This is a genomic window from Amycolatopsis sp. NBC_01480 (genome assembly GCF_036227205.1).
Taxonomy (GTDB): Bacteria; Actinomycetota; Actinomycetes; order Mycobacteriales; family Pseudonocardiaceae; genus Amycolatopsis.
On sequence record NZ_CP109442.1, the window covers coordinates 2,750,778 to 2,768,065 of the forward strand.

20 protein-coding genes and 1 tRNA gene are annotated in these 17,288 nt (G+C 70.5%); 11 read left to right on the forward strand and 10 right to left on the reverse strand.

What is annotated here, in order from left to right; genetic code table 11:
- Positions 1–25 precede the first annotated feature (25 nt).
- Positions 26–1,063, forward strand: coding sequence for a CapA family protein (locus OG371_RS13060; protein WP_329068916.1), 1,038 nt, complete (start codon positions 26–28; stop codon positions 1,061–1,063).
- A 469-nt stretch (positions 1,064–1,532) separates the two neighbouring features.
- Here the strand turns inward: OG371_RS13060 and OG371_RS13065 are convergent, their stop codons facing one another.
- Together OG371_RS13065 and OG371_RS13070 are read right to left on the reverse strand one after the other, a co-directional pair.
- Positions 1,533–1,979 carry a limonene-1,2-epoxide hydrolase family protein gene (locus OG371_RS13065; protein WP_329068918.1) on the reverse strand — a complete coding sequence of 149 codons (447 nt, stop codon included), beginning with the start codon at positions 1,977–1,979 and terminating at the stop codon, positions 1,533–1,535.
- Positions 1,980–2,002: 23 nt separating this feature from the next.
- Positions 2,003–2,929, reverse strand: coding sequence for a TauD/TfdA dioxygenase family protein (locus tag OG371_RS13070; RefSeq protein ID WP_329068920.1), 927 nt, complete (start codon positions 2,927–2,929; stop codon positions 2,003–2,005).
- Between the two features lie 349 nt (positions 2,930–3,278).
- Between OG371_RS13070 and OG371_RS13075 the strand changes: the two genes are divergently transcribed.
- Together OG371_RS13075 and OG371_RS13080 are read left to right on the forward strand one after the other, a co-directional pair.
- Entirely contained in the window at positions 3,279–3,578 is a 300-nt protein-coding gene (locus OG371_RS13075) for a hypothetical protein (RefSeq protein ID WP_329068922.1), read from the forward strand.
- 668 nt (positions 3,579–4,246) lie between these two features.
- Entirely contained in the window at positions 4,247–4,816 is a 570-nt protein-coding gene (locus OG371_RS13080) for a hypothetical protein (RefSeq protein WP_329068924.1), read from the forward strand.
- A 9-nt stretch (positions 4,817–4,825) separates the two neighbouring features.
- On the opposite strand, the gene OG371_RS13085 is transcribed toward OG371_RS13080, so the two are convergent.
- The 4 genes from OG371_RS13085 to OG371_RS13100 all read right to left on the reverse strand — a co-directional run bounded on the left by OG371_RS13085 (position 4,826) and on the right by OG371_RS13100 (position 6,877).
- Complete coding sequence (locus tag OG371_RS13085; RefSeq protein ID WP_329068926.1) at positions 4,826–5,647, reverse strand: SAM-dependent methyltransferase; 822 nt, start codon at positions 5,645–5,647, stop codon at positions 4,826–4,828.
- Positions 5,648–5,795: 148 nt separating this feature from the next.
- Positions 5,796–5,886 (reverse strand) — tRNA-Ser (locus OG371_RS13090).
- A gap of 44 nt (positions 5,887–5,930) precedes the next feature.
- On the reverse strand, positions 5,931–6,371 hold the full coding sequence (locus OG371_RS13095; protein WP_329068928.1) for a nucleoside deaminase: 441 nt from the start codon (positions 6,369–6,371) through the stop codon (positions 5,931–5,933).
- 23 nt (positions 6,372–6,394) lie between these two features.
- The gene (locus tag OG371_RS13100; protein ID WP_091627185.1) at positions 6,395–6,877 is read right to left on the reverse strand and encodes a tRNA adenosine deaminase-associated protein; all 483 of its coding nucleotides are present in this window, start codon (positions 6,875–6,877) and stop codon (positions 6,395–6,397) included.
- A gap of 76 nt (positions 6,878–6,953) precedes the next feature.
- On the opposite strand from OG371_RS13100, the gene OG371_RS13105 reads away from it, so the two are divergent.
- The 6 genes from OG371_RS13105 (at position 6,954) to OG371_RS13130 (ending at position 11,337) form a co-directional block, all read left to right on the forward strand.
- On the forward strand, positions 6,954–8,186 hold the full coding sequence (locus OG371_RS13105; RefSeq protein ID WP_329068932.1) for a M20 metallopeptidase family protein: 1,233 nt from the start codon (positions 6,954–6,956) through the stop codon (positions 8,184–8,186).
- A gap of 25 nt (positions 8,187–8,211) precedes the next feature.
- Positions 8,212–8,670 carry a heme-degrading domain-containing protein gene (locus OG371_RS13110; RefSeq protein WP_329068934.1) on the forward strand — a complete coding sequence of 153 codons (459 nt, stop codon included), beginning with the start codon at positions 8,212–8,214 and terminating at the stop codon, positions 8,668–8,670.
- 116 nt (positions 8,671–8,786) lie between these two features.
- Entirely contained in the window at positions 8,787–9,689 is a 903-nt protein-coding gene (locus OG371_RS13115) for a dihydrodipicolinate synthase family protein (protein ID WP_329073034.1), read from the forward strand.
- A 243-nt stretch (positions 9,690–9,932) separates the two neighbouring features.
- Positions 9,933–10,982 carry a fatty acid desaturase family protein gene (locus OG371_RS13120; RefSeq protein ID WP_329068936.1) on the forward strand — a complete coding sequence of 350 codons (1,050 nt, stop codon included), beginning with the start codon at positions 9,933–9,935 and terminating at the stop codon, positions 10,980–10,982.
- Positions 10,979–11,185, forward strand: a complete 207-nt coding sequence (locus OG371_RS13125; protein ID WP_329068938.1) for an RGCVC family protein — start codon at positions 10,979–10,981, stop codon at positions 11,183–11,185. Before OG371_RS13120 ends, OG371_RS13125 begins: the two co-directional genes overlap by 4 nt.
- Positions 11,182–11,337 carry a DUF6307 family protein gene (locus OG371_RS13130; protein WP_329068940.1) on the forward strand — a complete coding sequence of 52 codons (156 nt, stop codon included), beginning with the start codon at positions 11,182–11,184 and terminating at the stop codon, positions 11,335–11,337. Before OG371_RS13125 ends, OG371_RS13130 begins: the two co-directional genes overlap by 4 nt.
- Before the next feature lie 65 nt (positions 11,338–11,402).
- Here the strand turns inward: OG371_RS13130 and OG371_RS13135 are convergent, their stop codons facing one another.
- On the reverse strand, positions 11,403–12,392 hold the full coding sequence (locus OG371_RS13135; protein WP_329068942.1) for an RNA polymerase subunit sigma-70: 990 nt from the start codon (positions 12,390–12,392) through the stop codon (positions 11,403–11,405).
- Positions 12,393–12,587: 195 nt separating this feature from the next.
- Between OG371_RS13135 and lysA the strand changes: the two genes are divergently transcribed.
- A complete protein-coding gene (lysA, locus tag OG371_RS13140; RefSeq protein WP_329068943.1) occupies positions 12,588–13,925 on the forward strand; it encodes a diaminopimelate decarboxylase in 1,338 nt (445 codons plus the stop codon).
- Here lysA and OG371_RS13145 read toward each other — a convergent pair.
- The gene (locus OG371_RS13145) at positions 13,922–15,463 is read right to left on the reverse strand and encodes an APC family permease (protein WP_329068945.1); all 1,542 of its coding nucleotides are present in this window, start codon (positions 15,461–15,463) and stop codon (positions 13,922–13,924) included. The genes lysA and OG371_RS13145 overlap by 4 nt on opposite strands.
- Before the next feature lie 237 nt (positions 15,464–15,700).
- On the opposite strand from OG371_RS13145, the gene OG371_RS13150 reads away from it, so the two are divergent.
- A complete protein-coding gene (locus OG371_RS13150) occupies positions 15,701–16,198 on the forward strand; it encodes an Lrp/AsnC family transcriptional regulator (protein ID WP_329068947.1) in 498 nt (165 codons plus the stop codon).
- Between the two features lie 61 nt (positions 16,199–16,259).
- On the opposite strand, the gene OG371_RS13155 is transcribed toward OG371_RS13150, so the two are convergent.
- Positions 16,260–16,736, reverse strand: a complete 477-nt coding sequence (locus OG371_RS13155) for a DUF6328 family protein (protein ID WP_329068949.1) — start codon at positions 16,734–16,736, stop codon at positions 16,260–16,262.
- Positions 16,737–16,838: 102 nt separating this feature from the next.
- Complete coding sequence (locus tag OG371_RS13160; RefSeq protein WP_329068951.1) at positions 16,839–17,231, reverse strand: hypothetical protein; 393 nt, start codon at positions 17,229–17,231, stop codon at positions 16,839–16,841.
- Between the last annotated feature and the right edge of the window lie 57 nt (positions 17,232–17,288).

A 17,288-nucleotide genomic window follows, 5' to 3' on the forward strand; every position in this document is an offset into this window, starting at 1 on the left:
TTCCTCCTTTGGACGGGTTGACTCGGTGATCACTCTTGTTCTCGGCGGCGACGTCAACCTCCAGGGCCGAACCGAGCCGGCGCGAGCGTTCGACGCGCTTTCCCCGCTGCTCAAGGGGGCCGACCTGCGCTTCGTCAACCTCGAAGGGCCGCTGTCCGGCTCGGCCGTCGGGCACGGCAGCCTGGACATCCCGCACAAGCCGAACTGGCGGCATTCACCCCCGGAAATGGCCGTCGCGCTGACCACTGCGGGAATCGACGTCGTTTCGTGCGCCAACAACGTGACTTTCCCACCGTCGGCCGCGCTGGCGAGCCTGGCCGTGCTCGACCAGGCCGGCATCGCGCACTGCGGCGCGGGCGTGAACCTGACCGGCGCGCACACGCCCGCGATCCTCGAACGGTCCGGCCGCAAGGTCGCGTTCCTGGCGTACACCTCGCTCTGCTGGCCGGTCGGGCAGGCGGCGAAGGCGGACTCGCCGGGCGTCGCGGTGGCGGGCGCGCTGACCTCGTACCAGCCGGACGAGCGGGTGCTGGACGTCCCGGGCCGGCCGCCGATCGTCCGCACCACCCCGGTGCCGGAGCACCTGGAGCGCGTGGTCGCCGACGTCCACCGCGGCAAGGCCGCGGCCGACCACGTGGTCGTCTCGATGCACTGGGGACTGCCCGGCGACGACCTCACCGAGTACCAGGTCGCGTACGCGCACGCGCTGATCGACGCGGGGGCCGACCTCGTCGTGGGCCACGGCCCGCACACCGTGCAGGCGGTCGAGGTGTACCGCGGCCGCGGAATCCTTTACAGCCTGGGAAATCTGGTCTTCGACTGGCCGGCCATGCGCGGCCGGCACCTCGACGGGCTGATGGCGGGCTGCGTGCTCGGCGCCGAGCCGCGGCTCGAGCTGATTCCGGTGCGCCGCGGCGAGGACAACACGTGCGCGCCCCTGGCCGGTGAGGCGGCGGACGAGGCGCTGCGCCACGTCGTGACGCTGTCGGCTGCCCGGTCAACGCGGATCGTCGTGCGCGACGGGATCGGCTCGGTGGCGGGGTTGAGCGCGCCGAGACACTGAAAGCCCCTGACCGACGGGCGACGACGGGTCCGTCGTGAACCCTGCTCGCGCACGCGCCGCGCCAAGCCAGCCGAGACCGTTCAACACCTGGTCCGCGGTCCGATCTTCGAGCGCTAAGCGGCGTTTCGCCGGTTCGTCACCCATCCGGCCCATCTGCCTTAAATGCAGGTCAAGCTTAGGCGCGGTCGGGTCACAGCGGAGGTACCTTACTTTCGAGCGGCCGGAAAGTGGCCCAGACCACTCTCGACCGGACCGCCCCGGCGCTCACCGGCCGCCCGGCACGGGGGGAGGCGACACGATCACATGGGGGTTGATCGTGCTCGGCTTGCGTGTCCGGGCGCCGGCTCGGGAAACGCCGCGGGCGCGGGAATTCCGGTTCCACCCCGCGACCGCGGCGCCTTGACTCGCCCCGGGGGCTCGGCCGTGCCCGGTCCGTCCACTTCGGACCGGCACGGCCGGCATTTTGTTCTCAGCTGCGGATTTCGTTCACCGGACGGTATTTCCCGATGAGCGTGCGCGCGCCGGCGATCGCCGCCTTGCCCGCGCCCTTCGCGCTGGCCGCGAGCACCGTCGTCCAGTCGAAGTAGTCGCGCCACAGCACAATGCGGCCGTCGCGGACCTCGAAGGTGCCGCACACCCAGAATTCCGCTTCCCACGAGCCCTTGCGCAGCACGTCGGTGCGCTCGGTGAGCACGACGTCGCCGTCCGCGGCGATGTGGTGGGTGCGCGCCTCGAAGCCCGAGCCGAACCGGGCCATCGTGCGCAGCTGCTTCTCCACGGCCGTCAGCCCGCGCGCGGGCGGGAGCGGCACGTTCTGGTACGTGATGTCGACGGCCGCGCAGCTCAGCGCGCGGTCGATGTCGAGTTCTTCGAGCGCCTGCAGGAAACCGCTGACCACGGCCTTCGGTTCAGTCATGGGTCCAGGCTAGGCCGTCGGGCTCAGAACGGCTCGTCCCCGACGATCGCGACGCGCTCGGCCACGCGGACGTGCGGGTGGTAATCGTTGACCGCGTAGTGCTGGGTGGCGCGGTTGTCCCAGAACGCCACCGAATCCCGTTCCCAGCGGAAGCGGACCTGGAACTCCGGCGTGTGCGCCTGGAGGAAGAGGTACCGCAGCAGCCGGTCGCTCTCCGCCCGGTCCAGGCCGACGATGTGCGTGGTGAAGGACTGGTTCACGAACAGCGTGCGCCGCCCGGTCTCCGGGTGGGTGCGGACCACCGGGTGCTCGACCGGCGGGAACCGCTCCTGCCACCGGGCCAGCAGGTCGGGGTCGGTGAAGCGGTCGAAGCCGGGGATGAAGTCGTGCACGGCGGTGAGGCCGTCCACGCGCTCGCGGACGTCGGCCGGCAGGTTGTCGTAGGCCGCGCCCATGTCGGCCCACATCGTGTCGCCGCCGACCGGCGGGACCTCGACCAGGCGAAGCACGGAGCCCAGCGCCGGGTTCGGGCGCCACGTGACGTCGGTGTGCCAGATGTTCTCGTAACCCGGCATGCCGGCGCTGCGGGTGAACCGGACGACCTCGTCGGTCTCGCCGCGTTCGATGAACGGGTTGGTCTCCAGCTCGCCCCAGTTCGCGGCGAACGCACGCTGCTGCGCGGACGTGATGCGCTGGTCGCGGAAGAACAGCACCTTCCACTCCAGCAGCGCGCGGTTCAGCTCGGCGCGCAGCGCGGGGGTCAATGACGCTCCGAGGTCGACACCCGCGATTTCCGCCCCGATCACCCGGCCGAGTGGCCGCAGCCGGAACAGCTCGTACGGCCGGTCCCCGACCCCTTCGGGCCGGCGGCGCAGGGTGCGCGGACCCTCGACGATGCCGTCGTCGGGCACCGTGACGGAACGGAGGCGGGCGGGCAGGTCGATCGACACGTGACGCCCCCGGGGTAGGAGAATTCGGCTTGGCTGAGCGGAAATTCGCCTACGCGGGCGGGGAGCCGAGGCGGCCGCGGCGCAGCAGCAGGGCCGTGACGCCCTCGCCGGCCGACCGGGCCGGGGCCCGACCGGCGAGCGGGTGGTCCCGGGTCGCTGGCATGACCCGATGATCGTCACGCGCCGGTCACAGGGTCAAGCTGCCTCACGATGTGGAATCGGCCATCGCCTGGCCGGGTGACCACACAGGATGTGATGGGGTTAGATCTCCCCCTACGGGGTGACGGATGGGGGCCCGCCCCTCGTGACCGGCCGCTCGTCGGGAGCGGCGCCCAGGGAGGGGAGTCCCATGCCAGGTTCGACGAGCGAACGGCTGACCTCGGCAGCCGACGCACTGGACAAGGCCGCGGCCGACGCCGACCAGGCCGCCGGCCGCTTCGCCGAAGCCCGCCTCGAGTCGACGCCCTTCGGCATCTCCGCGCCGGCCCGCGAGCTCGCCGCCCGCTGGGAAGCCGCCCTCGCCGCCCGCGACGTGGACGCCCGCGTCCTCGGCGACGCGACCTCCGACCTGGCCGGCCTGCTCCGCATGGCCGCGGGCGGCCACGCCGACCGCATCCGGCCGATCGTGGCCACGGCCCTGTTCAGCTGAGCCTGGTGACCCGAGCCCGTTCCCTTGAGGGGTCCTGATGCCGTTCCCGCGCTCGGCGCTGCTTGTGCCGGTCGACCTGTCGCCAGGCCTCTTCGCCCGTCCCCGACCTGGTGGGTCCAAGCGCCCCAATGTGGCGTTCGGTGCGCTCAACGCAACCAACGCCACATTGGGTGCGCTCAACGCACCCAATGTGGCATTGGGGCGCCTCGAGCAGGCTCTCGGCAGCGGATCCTCGACGCGCTCGGCGAAGGGGGCCTGATGCCAGTCCCGCACTCCGCGCCACTCGCGCCTGCCGCGCCCTCGCCCGTCCCCGACACGGCGACTCCCCGCAGCGGATCCTCGATGCCGTCAGCGGGGATTCTGATGCGACTCCCGCACTTCCCACCGATTGCGCCTCCCGGCCGCCCCCGACGCGGCGGCGCCAAGCGGCGGCCCCACGACGCGCTCGGCGGAGGGGTCCTGATGTCACTCCCGCACTTCGCGCCACTTGCGCCTGCCGCACCCTCGCCCGCCCTGGGCGTGGCAATTCCAAGCGCCCCAATGTGGCGTTCGGTGCGTTCAACGCAACCAACGCCACATTGGGTGCGCTCAACGCACCCAATGTGGCATTGGGGCGCTTCAAGCAGGCCGTCGGCGGCGCTCCCGACGCGCACGGCGGAGGGGTTCTGATGCCGTTCCTGCATCCGGTGCTGGAGCAGGCCGCCATGGTGTTGGAGCCGTTGCGGGTTGCGGGGGCGCGGCTCGGGGCGCCCAATCCCGTTGCGGCGTTGCGGCAGATCGACTGTTCACCGCAGGCCATCCGTGAGTCCGCGCGCAAGCTTTCCAGTGGACGCGACGTGCTCGTCACCGCGCGGCTGCAGTTCGAGGGCGGGGCGCACCGCGCGGAACGGCGCTGGGGCGGCGAGCCGGCCGCGCTCTTCCGCAGCCGCGCCGACGAGCTGGACGCGCACTACCGCCAAGCCGCGGAAGCCGCCGCGCGGACCGCGGCCGTCGGGCTGGACCTTGCCGATCTTCTGGACCGGCTGGCCGTCCAGACCGCCGAGCAGGTCACGTCGATTGCGGCGGCCGCGCAGTCGGCGGCGGAAGCCGTGCTGGCCGGTGACCGTTCGACGGACGTCGTCTACCCCGTGACGTCGGCCTGCCACTCGGTCGCGAAGGCCGTCGCGGCGGGCGTTTCGACGATCGTCGAGACTATTCCCGTCCTGGAACCCTTCAGCACTCCGGTGACCCCGGGCTGACAGAGTCCACTAAGGACGATCAGTTTTCACGCCGGTGACGAACCCGCCGCTCGCCGGGTCCTCGGACGGCCGCCCGTACCCCGCGGCGAGTTCGGCGCGCGAGAACGTCTCGGGCCGCCAACCGTGTTCGGCCAGCCATTCCGGCGCGGTGCCGCCGAGACCGCCCTTCCACAGACTGGTGACGGACTCGCCGTTCGCCACCGCGCGGGCCCGCTGAAGAAGACCGTCCCGATCCGCCTGCGGCCGGTGCTCGAAGGAGATCCGGCTGCCGGGCGCGGACAGCGCGGTGACGTCCGCGAGCAAGCGCGCGGCATCGTCGTAGTCGAGGTAAACGAGCAGCCCCTCGGCGAGCCACGCGGTCGGCCGTCCGGGCGCGAAACCGGCTTCGCGCAACGCCGCGGGCCAATCGTCGCGCAGGTCGACCGGGACCACCACGCGCTCGCACCGCGGTTCGGCGGACCGCGCGGCCAGCACGGAATCCTTGAACTCCAGCACATCCGGCAGGTCCAGCTCGAACAGCCGGGTGCCCTCGGGCCAGTCCAGCCGGAACGCCCGCGCGTCGAGCCCCGCCGCGAGCAGCACGACCTGGTCCGCGCCGGCGAGGAAGTCGTCGAAGAACCGGGTCCGGATCGCCACCTGCTCGGCGAACACCCGGCCGACACCGTCGCCTCGCTCTTCCGCCGAGAACAACGCCTGCCCCGCCCGGAAAAACGCGCCCGCGTAAGGATCCTCGAACAACCGATCCGGCCGCCCGCTCTCCAACGCCCGCAACCCGGCCACCCCGACCGCAGTCCGGCTGACCGGAGGCAGCGCTTCCGCAGAGCTACTCACTACCCCACCCTAAAACCGCACGACCAACGCGATGGTGACCACCACCGGGGGTCCGGGGCTAGCCGCCGGGCGGGCCCGGGGTTGCACCCCGGAAAAAACGCCAGGCGAGGTGCGCCCGCGCTTTTTGCGGGCACACCTCGCCTGAGAATGGCGGTGGCGGTGGGATTTGAACCCACGGACGGGGATTAGCCGTCACACGATTTCGAGTCGTGCTCCTTCGGCCGCTCGGACACGCCACCGCCGAGAAATATACCGGACCCCTCTCGGACACCCGGAGCGGGGTTCAGGAGAGCTGGGCGCGGCGGGTGGCGAAGTAGGTCTCGAGCAGGCCGGCGCATTCGTCGGCCAGCACGCCGCCGTGGACTTCCGGGCGGTGGTTGAGCCGGCGGTCGCGCACGACGTCCCACAGGGACGACACGGCGCCGGTCTTCGGTTCCCACGCGCCGAACACCAGGCGGGAGATCCGGGCGAGCACCAGGGCGCCCGCGCACATCGTGCAGGGCTCCAGCGTCACGGCGAGGGTGCAGCCCTCCAGGCGCCAGCCGTCGCCGTGGACGCGGGCGGCGGCGCGCAGGGCGAGGATCTCCGCATGGGCAGTGGGGTCGCCCAGTTCGACGCGGGCGTTGCGGGCCGCCGCGAGGGGGCGGCCGTCAGGGCCGAACACCACGGCGCCGATGGGCACATCGGCGCCTGGGCCGCGGGCCGCCTCGAGGGCGGCCTGCACGGCCTCGGTGTCGGCCGGGCGTCTCAGAGCTCGTCCAGCAGCTTGGTGAACTCGGGCGCGAACCCGCATCTCTGGGCCACCATCTGCAACTGCTCATCCGGGTAGAGATCCACCTCTCCGACGATAACTTCCAGCTCGACGCCCGGCAGCCCGAGATCGGTCAGGATCTCGAGGTCGCCCTCCGGCCAGACGGCTTCGTCGTCCTCGTCGGGCGGGTCGACGCGCAGGACGTCCAGCACGTCGGCGGCGATGTCGTAGTCCAGTGCCGCGGCCGCGTCCGAAAGCAGCAGCGACGGCCCCCGCGGGCTCGGCCGGACGATCACGAAGAACTCGTCGTCCACGGCCAGCAGCCCGAACGCCGCCCCGGTCGAGCGGAGTTTCCCCAGCTCGGTGATCGCCGCGTCCAGCTCTGTGAGCGCCGCGGGATCGAGCGCACTGCACCGCCACCGACCGTCTTCTCGGACCACAGCCATCGCGAAGCCCGTGACCGGCTCTTGCACCGCCATGCGCACACCGTATTCCGCCGGGGAAACGAGCGCACGCACGGTGCACCCGAAGGGGCCGGGGTGCCACTATCGAATCATGACCGGACCCACCGACCTGCCCACTCTCCCCGGCACCCCGTTCGCCGGGCTGCTCGCCGAAGCGCGGGCGCTGCAGGACCGCACCGTCGACCTCCGCCGGGCCCTGCACCGCCGTCCGGAGCAGGGCCTGCGGCTGCCGAGGACGCAGCAGGCGATCCGCGCGACGCTCGCCGACCTGCCGATCGAGTTCACCGAGGGCCGTTCGACGACGTCGCTCACCGGCGTCCTGCGCGGCGCCCGCCCGGGCCCGGCCGTGCTGCTGCGCGGCGACATGGACGCGCTGCCGCTGCACGAGGACACCGGCCTGGAGTTCGCCTCCGAGGTCGACGATTCGATGCACGCCTGCGGGCACGACACGCACGTGGCGATGCTGGCGTCGGCCGCACGGCTGCTCGCCGGGCGCGTCGACGAGCTGGCCGGCTCGGTGGTGTTCATGTTCCAGCCCGGTGAAGAGGGTGACCACGGCGCGCGGCACATGATCCACGAGGGCGTGCTGGACGCCGCGGGCCCGCGGGTTTCGCGCGCCTTCGCCCTGCACTCGATGGCGACGATGCCCAGCGGCGTCCTGCGGGTGCGCGGCGGGACGATCATGGCGTCGGCGGACACGTTCCGGGTCGAGGTGACCGGCCGCGGCGGGCACGGCTCGATGCCGCACGAGGCGATCGACCCGGTGCCGGCGGCAGCCGCGATGGTCGGCGCCCTGCAGACGATGGTGACGCGCCGCATCCCGGTGTTCGACCCGGCGGTGATCTCGGTGACCCGCATCGAGGCCGGCACGACCACGAACATCATCCCCGAGACGGCGGTGCTCCAGGGGACCATTCGCGCCCTGTCGGAGCACACGCGCGCGCTGATCCGCGAGGAGCTGCCGAAGGTCTGCACGTCCATCGGCGAGGCCCACGGCTGCCGCGTGCTGGCCGACGTCGACCCGGGCTACCCGGTGACGGTGAACGACGACGCCGTCGCCGCCCACGTGCTGGCCCTCGCCGCCGAAGTGCTCGGCCCGGAGAACGCCGAGGAGATCGGGGTCCCCAGTATGGCGGCCGAGGACTTTTCCTATGTGCTGCAACGGGTTCCGGGTGCGTTTGCGTTCCTCGGCGCCTGCCCGCCCGGGGTGGATGCCAAGACCGCCCCGAACAACCACTCCAACCGCGTGGTGTTCGACGAGGACGCGATGCCCAGCGGCGTGGCGATGCACGCGGCCTTCGCCCTGGCCGCCTTGCGGGATTAAACAACAGTGTTGATTTAATAGCGGCATGACGACCGTTACCGAGCTTCTCGAGCAAGAGGACCGGCTCACCTTCACCCGGTTCGACAACGAGACCGCGCTGGCGCTCGGCGAGCACCTGCTGGCCGAAGCGCGGGCGCGGGCTCTGCCGGTGACGATCTCGGTCCGACGGAACGGCCAGCGCCTGTTCCACGCCGCGCTGCCGGGCACGTCCGCCGACAACGACGCGTGGATCGAGCGCAAGAGCCGCGTCGTCGACCGCTACGGGCACAGCTCGTTCCTGGTCGGCACGCAGTTCCGCGAGAAGGGCAGCTCGTTCGAGGCCGACTCACGCCTCGACCCAGACCTGTACGCGGCGCACGGCGGCGTGTTCCCGGTGATCGTCGCGGGCGTCGGGCCGGTCGGCACCGTCGGCGTCTCGGGCCTGCCGCAGGCCGACGACCACGCGTTTGTCGTCGAGCAGCTGACGTCTTTCCTGGCTCGCTGATCCCGGCACGGCCAGAACCCGCCGTCGATCAGGCCACCTGACCCAAGACCCAGGACGCCCGCCCCGTGCTAGTCTCCTCGGGTCGGTGCACATCATATATCAGATCGGACATGCCAGTGGTGTTCGAAACACAGCGGCGGCGGCTGGCCGGCGTGGTCGCGATCCCCGTGACGCCCTTCCTCGGCGACGGCGAGATCGACGAGGAGACGTACTGCCGGCTGGTCGAGCGGCTGACCACCAGCGGCATCGAGGTGGTCACGCCCAACGGGAACACCGGGGAGTTCTACGCGCTCGACGGGCCCGAGACGCGGCTGTGCCTCGAGCTGGCCGTCAAGCGGGCGCACGGCGCGAGCGTGCTGGCGGGCGTCGGGCACGATCTGCGCTCCGCGGTCAAGGCCGCGCGGCACGCCCGGGACACCGGCGCGGACATGATCATGATCCACCAGCCGGTGCATCCCTATGTTTCGCGCGACGGCTGGGTCGAGTACCACCGGACGATCGCCGAGGCGGTGCCCGAGCTCGGCGTGGTCCTCTACATCCGCAACCCCGCCATCTCCGGGGAAGAGCTGGCCCGCCTCGGCGACGCCGCGCCGAACGTGATCGGCGTCAAGTACGCGGTGCCGGACCCGGTGCACTTCGCGACCGTCGCGCGCGAAGCGGGTTACGAGCGCTTCGTGTGGATCGCCGGCCTGGCCGAACTGTCCGCGCCTGGTTACTTCGCCGTCGGCGCGACCGGCTTCACCTCCGGACTGGTGAACGTCGACCCGAGGATTTCGCTGGACCTGTACGCCAAGCTCAGCACCCGCGACTTCGCGGGCGCGATGAAGATCTGGGAGCGCATCCGGCCGTTCGAACAGATGCGTGCGGCCGAAGGGAACGCCAACAACGTCAGCGTCGTCAAGGACGCGCTCTCGCAATTGGGCCTGTGCCGTCCGGACGTCCGCCCGCCGAGCCGTCTGCTCACCGCGCCGGAGCGGGAACGGCTGTTCGGACTGCTGTCCTCATGGGGACTTTCGTAGGCGGCCGAACGGGCCGCTCGCGCCGACGCCGCCGGTGATGTCCGCGTAATACCGTTGACCATACGCCTGTTTCGGTTCCGCCAGGGGAATTGCCATCGCCGCGCAGGAGTGAGAGGCTGGGCGCAGGCCGCGATGCCATCGCGGCCAGGCCCCAGCGCCCTTCTCCCGGACTGGACCCGGACCCGTCGTGGCCGGAAAACCGTCGCTGGACAAGCATCTCGCCTGAACCAGAGCGGTGTCGTCATGACCTCGTCCCGTACTTCTGATGCCCTCGATCCGTTGCCCCCCAAGGGTAGTGAGTTCGCGGAGCTGTCCCGTCTGATCAAGGCGGCGGGCCTGCTGGAGCGCCGTCGCAAGAGCTACGGCATCCGGATCGGGCTCAACTTGTTCGCCTTCGCGGCCGGCTGGGTCGCCTTCGTCTACCTCGGCGATTCCTGGTGGCAGCTGTTCCTCGCCGCCTTCTTCGCGATGATGTTCGCGCAGCTCGCCTTCATCGGCCACGACGCCGGGCACCGCCAGATCTTCGGTACCCACAAGGCAAACGACGCCACCGGATTGGTCCACGGTGGACTGACCGGGCTGAGTTACGGCTGGTGGATCGGCACGCACAACCGGCACCACGCCAACCCGAACCACGAGGACGAGGACCCGGACGTCGACATCGCCGCCCTCGCCTTCAGCCGCGCGCAGAGCAGTGAGAAGCGCGGTTTTCTCCGCTGGGTGGCCAAATACCAGGCCTTCCTGTTCTTCCCGCTGCTGTTGCTGGAAGGCCTGAACCTGCACGTGTCCAGTGTGAAGGCGGTCTGGGCCGGTGACGTCCGCCGGCACAAACTGGAGTCCGCGCTCCTGATCGGCCACCTGGTGGCCTACCTGGCCGCGGTGTTCATCGTGCTGTCACCGCTGACCGGTCTGGTGTTCATCGCCGTGCACCAGTGTCTTTGGGGCCTGTACATGGGCTCTTCGTTCGCGCCCAACCACAAGGGCATGGAGATGCTGACCAGCGGGCACAAGCTCGACTTCCTGCGCAAGCAGGTGCTGACCTCGCGCAACATCCGCGGCGGCCCGGTCGTCGACTTCGTCCTCGGCGGCCTGAACTACCAGATCGAGCACCACCTGTTCCCGAGCATGGCCCGGTCCAACCTCAAGCACGCGCAGGTGATCGTGCGGGAGTTCTGTGCCGAGCGCGGGATTTCCTACGCCGAGTGCGGCTGGGCCCGGTCCTACGGTTACGTGCTGGAGCACCTGCACTCCGTCGGCGAACCGCTGCGAACACCCGCCCGGGTCTCGGCATGACCGCGGCGGACGCACCGGCCGAGACCCTGTCGGAGACACCCGTCGAGCCGCTGGCGGAGAACGCCTGCCCCAGCTGCCCGCACCCGCTCGATTCCCACGACGTGATCGCGCGCCGCTTCTGCACCGCGACGTCCGCCGGCCACCTCGATCGCGGCTGCGTCTGCGGCGCGGCCGTCAACCCCCACGTCAGGAAGAAGCCATGACCGCACCCGCGCCCGTCACCCGTTATCAGCAACGGATCGACCGAGTACAGAAAATCGTCCAGGTCCACACCAAGCTCGACGACACCAAGGCCCGCGCCCTCGCGACGGACATGGTGCACGTGCTCGACACCACGCCGGAGACCGTTCGCTGAAACCCGGGCGGCCACCGGTGAGAGCACCTGGTGGCCGCTTGGCCATTTCCGTGACGGCAGCCGTCTCACGACGGCAAGTCCGGCCAGGTCTCGGCGAGGCCGAACGCGGGGAACGCCGCGGTGCTGAAGGTGATCACCTCGGCGACCTTGCCTTCCGAAATCCGTAGCGCGTTGATCCCGAAAGCGCGGAAAACCCCGTCCACGCGGACGTAAGTGGCCAGCGCGGGCAGGCCGTTCGCGGAGATCGGCAGCACGCGGAACGGCGCGGCGTACTCGCCCCGGAACGCCGGCTCCCAGGCCTTCTGCACCGTCGACAGGCCTGAATACCAGGTGGGCTCCGGTCCGGAGTGACCGCCGGCCCCCGACGCATGGCTACAGCGGACGTCTTCGCGCAGCAGTTCCGCGAAGGTCGCTTCGTCGTGCTCCACCAACGCCGTCATGTAGCGCGCGACGACAGCGCGTTCCGCTTCGCTCGCTTCGCCGGCCTGCCACTCCGTACGCCGTGCGGGCAGATGCTCCTTCAGCGCAGCACGGCTGCGTTGAACGGTGCTGTTCACCGAAGCCGGCGTGGTCCCCAGCGTCGCCGCGGTCTCCCGCGCGGACCAGCCGAGCACGTCACGCAGCAACAACGCCGCCCGTCCGCGCGGCGAAAGGTGCTGGATCGCCGCCAGGAAAGCCAGCTCCACGGTCTCGCGCGCGACGACCACGGCGTCCGGCTCCAGCAGGCGGTCCGGGAACGGCTGCAGCCACGGCACCGCCACCGCCGGCTGCGGCGTGAGGTCCGAATCGCGCGTCGACGGCAGGTCCAGCACCGGCAGCTCGCGCGGGTGTGCGTCGAGGAAGTCGAGGCACGCGTTCGTCGCGATGCGGTACAGCCACGCCCGCACGCTCGCGCGTCCCTCGTACGTCGAACGGCCGCGCCACGCGCGCAGCATCGTCTCCTGGACCAGGTCGTCGGCCTCGTCGAACGAGCCGAGCATCCGGTAGCAGTGCACCCGCAGCTCCCGCCGGTGCGTCTCGATTTCCGTCGCGAAGTCCGTCATCGGTTCAACCATGTCCCTTGTGACGGCGGTCCGCGCGAGAACTGAGCACAGCGCAGGTCAGGAGCGCGTGTGGCGCAAGTTACCCGCACGTAAATAACGCGTCAGCGAGGAGCGCGGGACCGTCAGCGTGGTGTTCACGGCGCAGGCGGAACGCCGGGCCCGGCAGTCTGCTGGAGGGGTCCGAATGACCCACTCACGGAGGTAACCGTGACGCTCAGCGAGCTACTGCCCAGCCTCGGTTGTGAGGCCGCCGACCACCTCGAACCGGGGCTCTGGCCGCGGAGCACATCCCTGGGCGAAGGCGGTGAGCTGATCTTCGCGGGTGCCCCGGTGAGTCACCTGGCCGCCCGGTTCGGCACCCCCGCGTACCTCCTCGACGAAGCGCAGGTGCGCGACACGGCCCGCGCGTACCGCCGTGCCCTTCCGGAGGCCGAAGTCGCCTTCGCGAGCAAGGCGCTGTGTACCCGCGCCGTGCTGCGTTGGGTCGCCGAAGAGGGGCTGTCGCTCGACACCTGCTCCGCGGGCGAGATCGCCGTCGCGCGTTCCATCGGCTTTCCCGCCGAGCGGATTCTGTTGCACGGCAACGCGAAGACGCCCGAAGACCTGAAGGCCGCGCTCGAGTACGGCGTCCGCCGCATCGTGCTGGACTCGCTCGACGAGGTCGAGCAGCTCGGCGCCCTCGCCCACGGCGCGCAGGAGGTGATGATCCGCGTGACGCCCGGCGTCACCGGCGACACCCACGCCGCGATCACCACCGGCACCGAGGGGCAGAAGTTCGGCTTCTCGCTTCGCGACGACGTCCGCGACAACGTGGACCGCGCTGTCGCCGCCGTGCTCGCGCAACCCGGGTTGCGGCTGGTCGGGCTGCACTGCCACATCGGCTCGCAGGTCTCGCGCGTGGACCGGTACGAGGAGGCCGCGCGGCGGATGGTCGAGGTGCTCGTGCGCATCCGCGACACCTACGGCGTCACCCTGCGTGAGCTGGACCTGGGCGGCGGGCACGCCGTGCCTTACCTGGACCGCGAGGCGGCGTTCGACCTCGACGGTTACGCGCGCCGGCTCCGGGTGGCGCTGGGGTACGAATGCTCGTCGCACGGATTTCCCTTGCCCCGCTTGACGATCGAGCCCGGCCGCGCGATCGTCGGGCCGTCCGGGATCACGGTGTACCGGGTGTGCGCGGTCAAGCGCGGCAGCCGCACGTTCGTCGCGGTCGACGGCGGCATGAGCGACAACGCGCGCCCCGCGCTGTACGGCGCGCGCTACACAGCGCGGCTCGTCGGACGGCACACGAAGGCGGCGCGGCAGCCGGTGACCGTGGTCGGACGGCACTGCGAGTCCGGCGACGTGCTGGCCACCGACGTCTGCCTACCGGGCGACATCCACGCGGGCGACCTGCTGGCCGTGCCGTGCACCGGCGCGTACCACCACGCGCTGGCCTCGAACTACAACCTCGTGGGGCGCCCGCCGCTGGTCGGCGTCCGCGACGGCCTCGCGACGCTGCTGGTCCCGCGCGAGACCGAGGAAGACCTGCTCCGCCGCTGTTAGGCCTCGATGACGTCGCCGCCGCGCGGTACCGAACCGCGCGGCAGGCGGCGGCCGGCGAAGAACTCGCGGCACCAGTGGCGCACGGCGAACATCAGCGGGAGCCCGATCACGATCGACACCACGCCGATCACCGCCACGCCGCCGATGCCGAAGACCGTGGTCTCCCCGGCGTCCGGCTTCGCGTACTCGCGCACCGCGAGCACCAGCACGGCCAGGAAGAACAGGCCCCCGACGAGCGGAAGCAGGCCTCGTAAGAAAAAGTGACGCACGCTCGTCAGCAGCGTCCGGCGGAACACCCAGACGCACGCGAGCGCCGTCATCGTGTACTCGATCGCGATCGTGAGCCCGACGGCGTCCACGGAGTCCGACAGCACGTTGTCGCTCCACACCGCCAGCAACACGAACAACGCGAGTGACACGAGCCCGAACGTCCAGGTCGCGACTGTCGGCGTCCGGTATTTCGGGTGCACGCGGCCGAACACCTTCGGCAGCGCGCCGTGGCTCGCCATCGACAACGTGGTGCGGGCGGCGGGCATGATCGTCGCCTGGCTGGTCGCGGCGCCGCTGGTCAGCACCGAGACGATCAGCAGCAGCCCGAACACCCGGCCCAGCCCGGACGAGCCGAACACCGCGCCGCCGAGGCCGGCCAGCACGTCCCCGGAGTTGGCCTCGTTGCCCAGCCCGATGCCGTGTTCGCCGACTCCCGCGAAGGCGAGCGCGGCGACCGTGACGAGCAGGTAGTTCAGCACCAGCAGCACGGTCGACAACACGGCGGCGCGGCCCGGCGCGTGCCGCGGGTCGGCGGACTCCTCGTTCACCGACAGCGAGCTTTCCCAGCCCCAGTAGATGAACACGGCCAGCAGCACGGCGGACACGGCCGTCCCGACGCTCACGCCGTTCGGCCACAGCCAGCTCCACTGCGGCAGGCTCGCCTGCGCGCCCGCGCTGCCGCCGTACACGCGCACGAGCGCGACCACGGAGAACACCACCAGCACGGCCAGCTCGATGCCGAGCAGGATCCACTGCACCCGCGCGGACACCTCGATGCCGCGGTAGCAGAGCCAGCACAGCGCGAGCAGCCAGACGCCGCCGATCGCGGTCGTGACGGCGCGGTTGCCCGCGAGGCCGTCGGCGCCGAAGAGCAGCAGCGTGTACCGGCCGGTGAGCGCCGACTGGCTGCTCATCACCAGCAGCTGCGCGACGGTGACCACCCAGCCCGTCAGCCAGCCGGCGCGGCTGCCGAACGCGCGCGTCGCCCAGGTGAAGTTGGTGCCGCAGTCCGGCTCCGCGGCATTCAGCTCACGGAACGCAAAAGCCACGAACAGCACCGGCACGAACGAAAGCAGGATGAACGCGGCGGCCTTGAATCCCGTGCCTGCGAGCACGATGAAGCCGAGCGTTGCCGCAATGGAATATGCGGGCGCCGTCGACGACATCCCGATCACCATCGACGACACCATGCCGAGCGCGCCGCCGCGCAGGCCTTTGGCTTGGACCACGGGAGCGATCCCGGGGCCGGGCACGACGGCTTCCGACATGGCTTTTCCTCCCTTTTTCCGGGGCGAACGCTGCGGCGACGGGCCGGCAAACGTTACCCGGAGCGCCCGGCGCGACGAGAGCGGCTGTGCCCGGACGCACACCGCGGGCCCCGGTGAAAGTTCACCGGACCAGCGGCTTGACCACGGTTTGCTGCCGAACAGCCCTCCTGCTCGGGCGTCATGGCCGATACGCTGCGCGCTTAAGGAATCACATGCCGAAACACAGGGAGGGACGGCATGGGTGACGAAAACCGCACGAAGGTCGATGACCAGCGTGCGCCGAAGGCGTTGGACAGCACCGACAGAACCTTGATCGCCTTGCTCCAGCATGACGGGAGGGCGTCGTTCACGGCGCTGGCCAAGGCGGTCGGGTTATCGGAGGGCGCCGTGCGACAACGGGTCCAGCGGCTGCTGCGCGACGACATGATGCAGATCGTCGCGGTGACCGCACCGGAGAACGTGGACCTGACCCGGCAGGCGATGATCGGCATCACGGTGAACGGCGACCCGCGTGAAATCGCGACGCGGCTGTCCACACTGGCGCACGTCCACCAGGTGGTGCTCTGTGCCGGCCGTTTCGATCTGCTGGCCGAACTGATCTGCCGGGACGACGAGCACCTGCTCGAAGTGCTGGGCGAGGAGGTCCGGCCCATCCCCGGGGTGACGTCGACGGAGCTGTTCGTGTATTTGAAGCTCGCGAAGCAGAACTACGCTTGGGGAAAGCTCACGGCGTGACCTGTTCTCGGAGGCCGCCGATGGGTTTTCGGTGGCCTCCGAGACTTGTTTCCGGAGCGGCTCAGTCGTGGTCTTGGTCCTGCCGCATCCGGTACGGGATCAGTCCCCAGAGCACCCCGAACAGCAGCAACGCGACCACCGCGACGATCACCATCGCGACCAGCCCGTAGACGACTTCCGCGATGAGCGCGACCGTCACCGTCATCGCCCCGGCCAGGCAGCCCAGCCCGACCAGCACGAACCGGTTGCCGACGCGCAGGATCTCGTCGCGCCGCCCGGTCCGGAACAGCACCCGGTGCCAGGCCGCGGGAGCGGTCAGCAGGGCCGTCGCCGCCACCGTGAGCAGGACGGCGCACAGGTGCAGCGCCTTTTCGAGCCCGCTCGCGCTGTGGAACCGGTCCGTGAACACCACCGTCAGCAGGAACCCGAACAGGATCTGCACCCCGGCCTGCGCCACCCGCAACTCCTGGAGCAGCTCGCCGATGTTGCGCTGCAACTTCTGGTTGCGGGTCTCGCCGGTGTCCTCAGCATCGGTCATCTGCAGTCTCCAGCACTAGTGCCCGGCTCCGCGTCACCCCCAGGGACGCCGAGGAAACACTAGGCGGCCTGCCGCACCGGCCGCGACTCCAGATTCTGCCGGTCAGCCCGCGAGCCAGTCCTCGACGAGCTTTCCCCAGTGGCGGTCGTCCGTGGTCTCCATGAACTCCTTGCGGTCGATCAGCAGGTACAGCTCGGCGTCGGCGACCTCGAGGATCAACGGTTTCCCAGCGTTCAGCAGCCCGCCGATGAACCGCCCGTACAGGCCGGTGAACTCGACTCGCACGCTCTTGACGTCCTCGCGGCGCAAGACGAGATCGTCATTGTCGCCCCAATTGCCCAGCACCAGGCGATCGTCGTACAGAGTGATTTCGCCGCGGCGCTGGAAAATCGCCTTCTGACTGACGCCGGCGGCGATCGAGTCGGCGCCCGTGCGACGGGCGAGGACATCGGCGGTCTGTCCGACATAAGTGGCGTTGGCCAGCACGTTTCCCATCTGGCCAACGTGTCAGCCGGCGGCGTCGCGGCGCATCGCTCGAAGGGAGCCGATCGA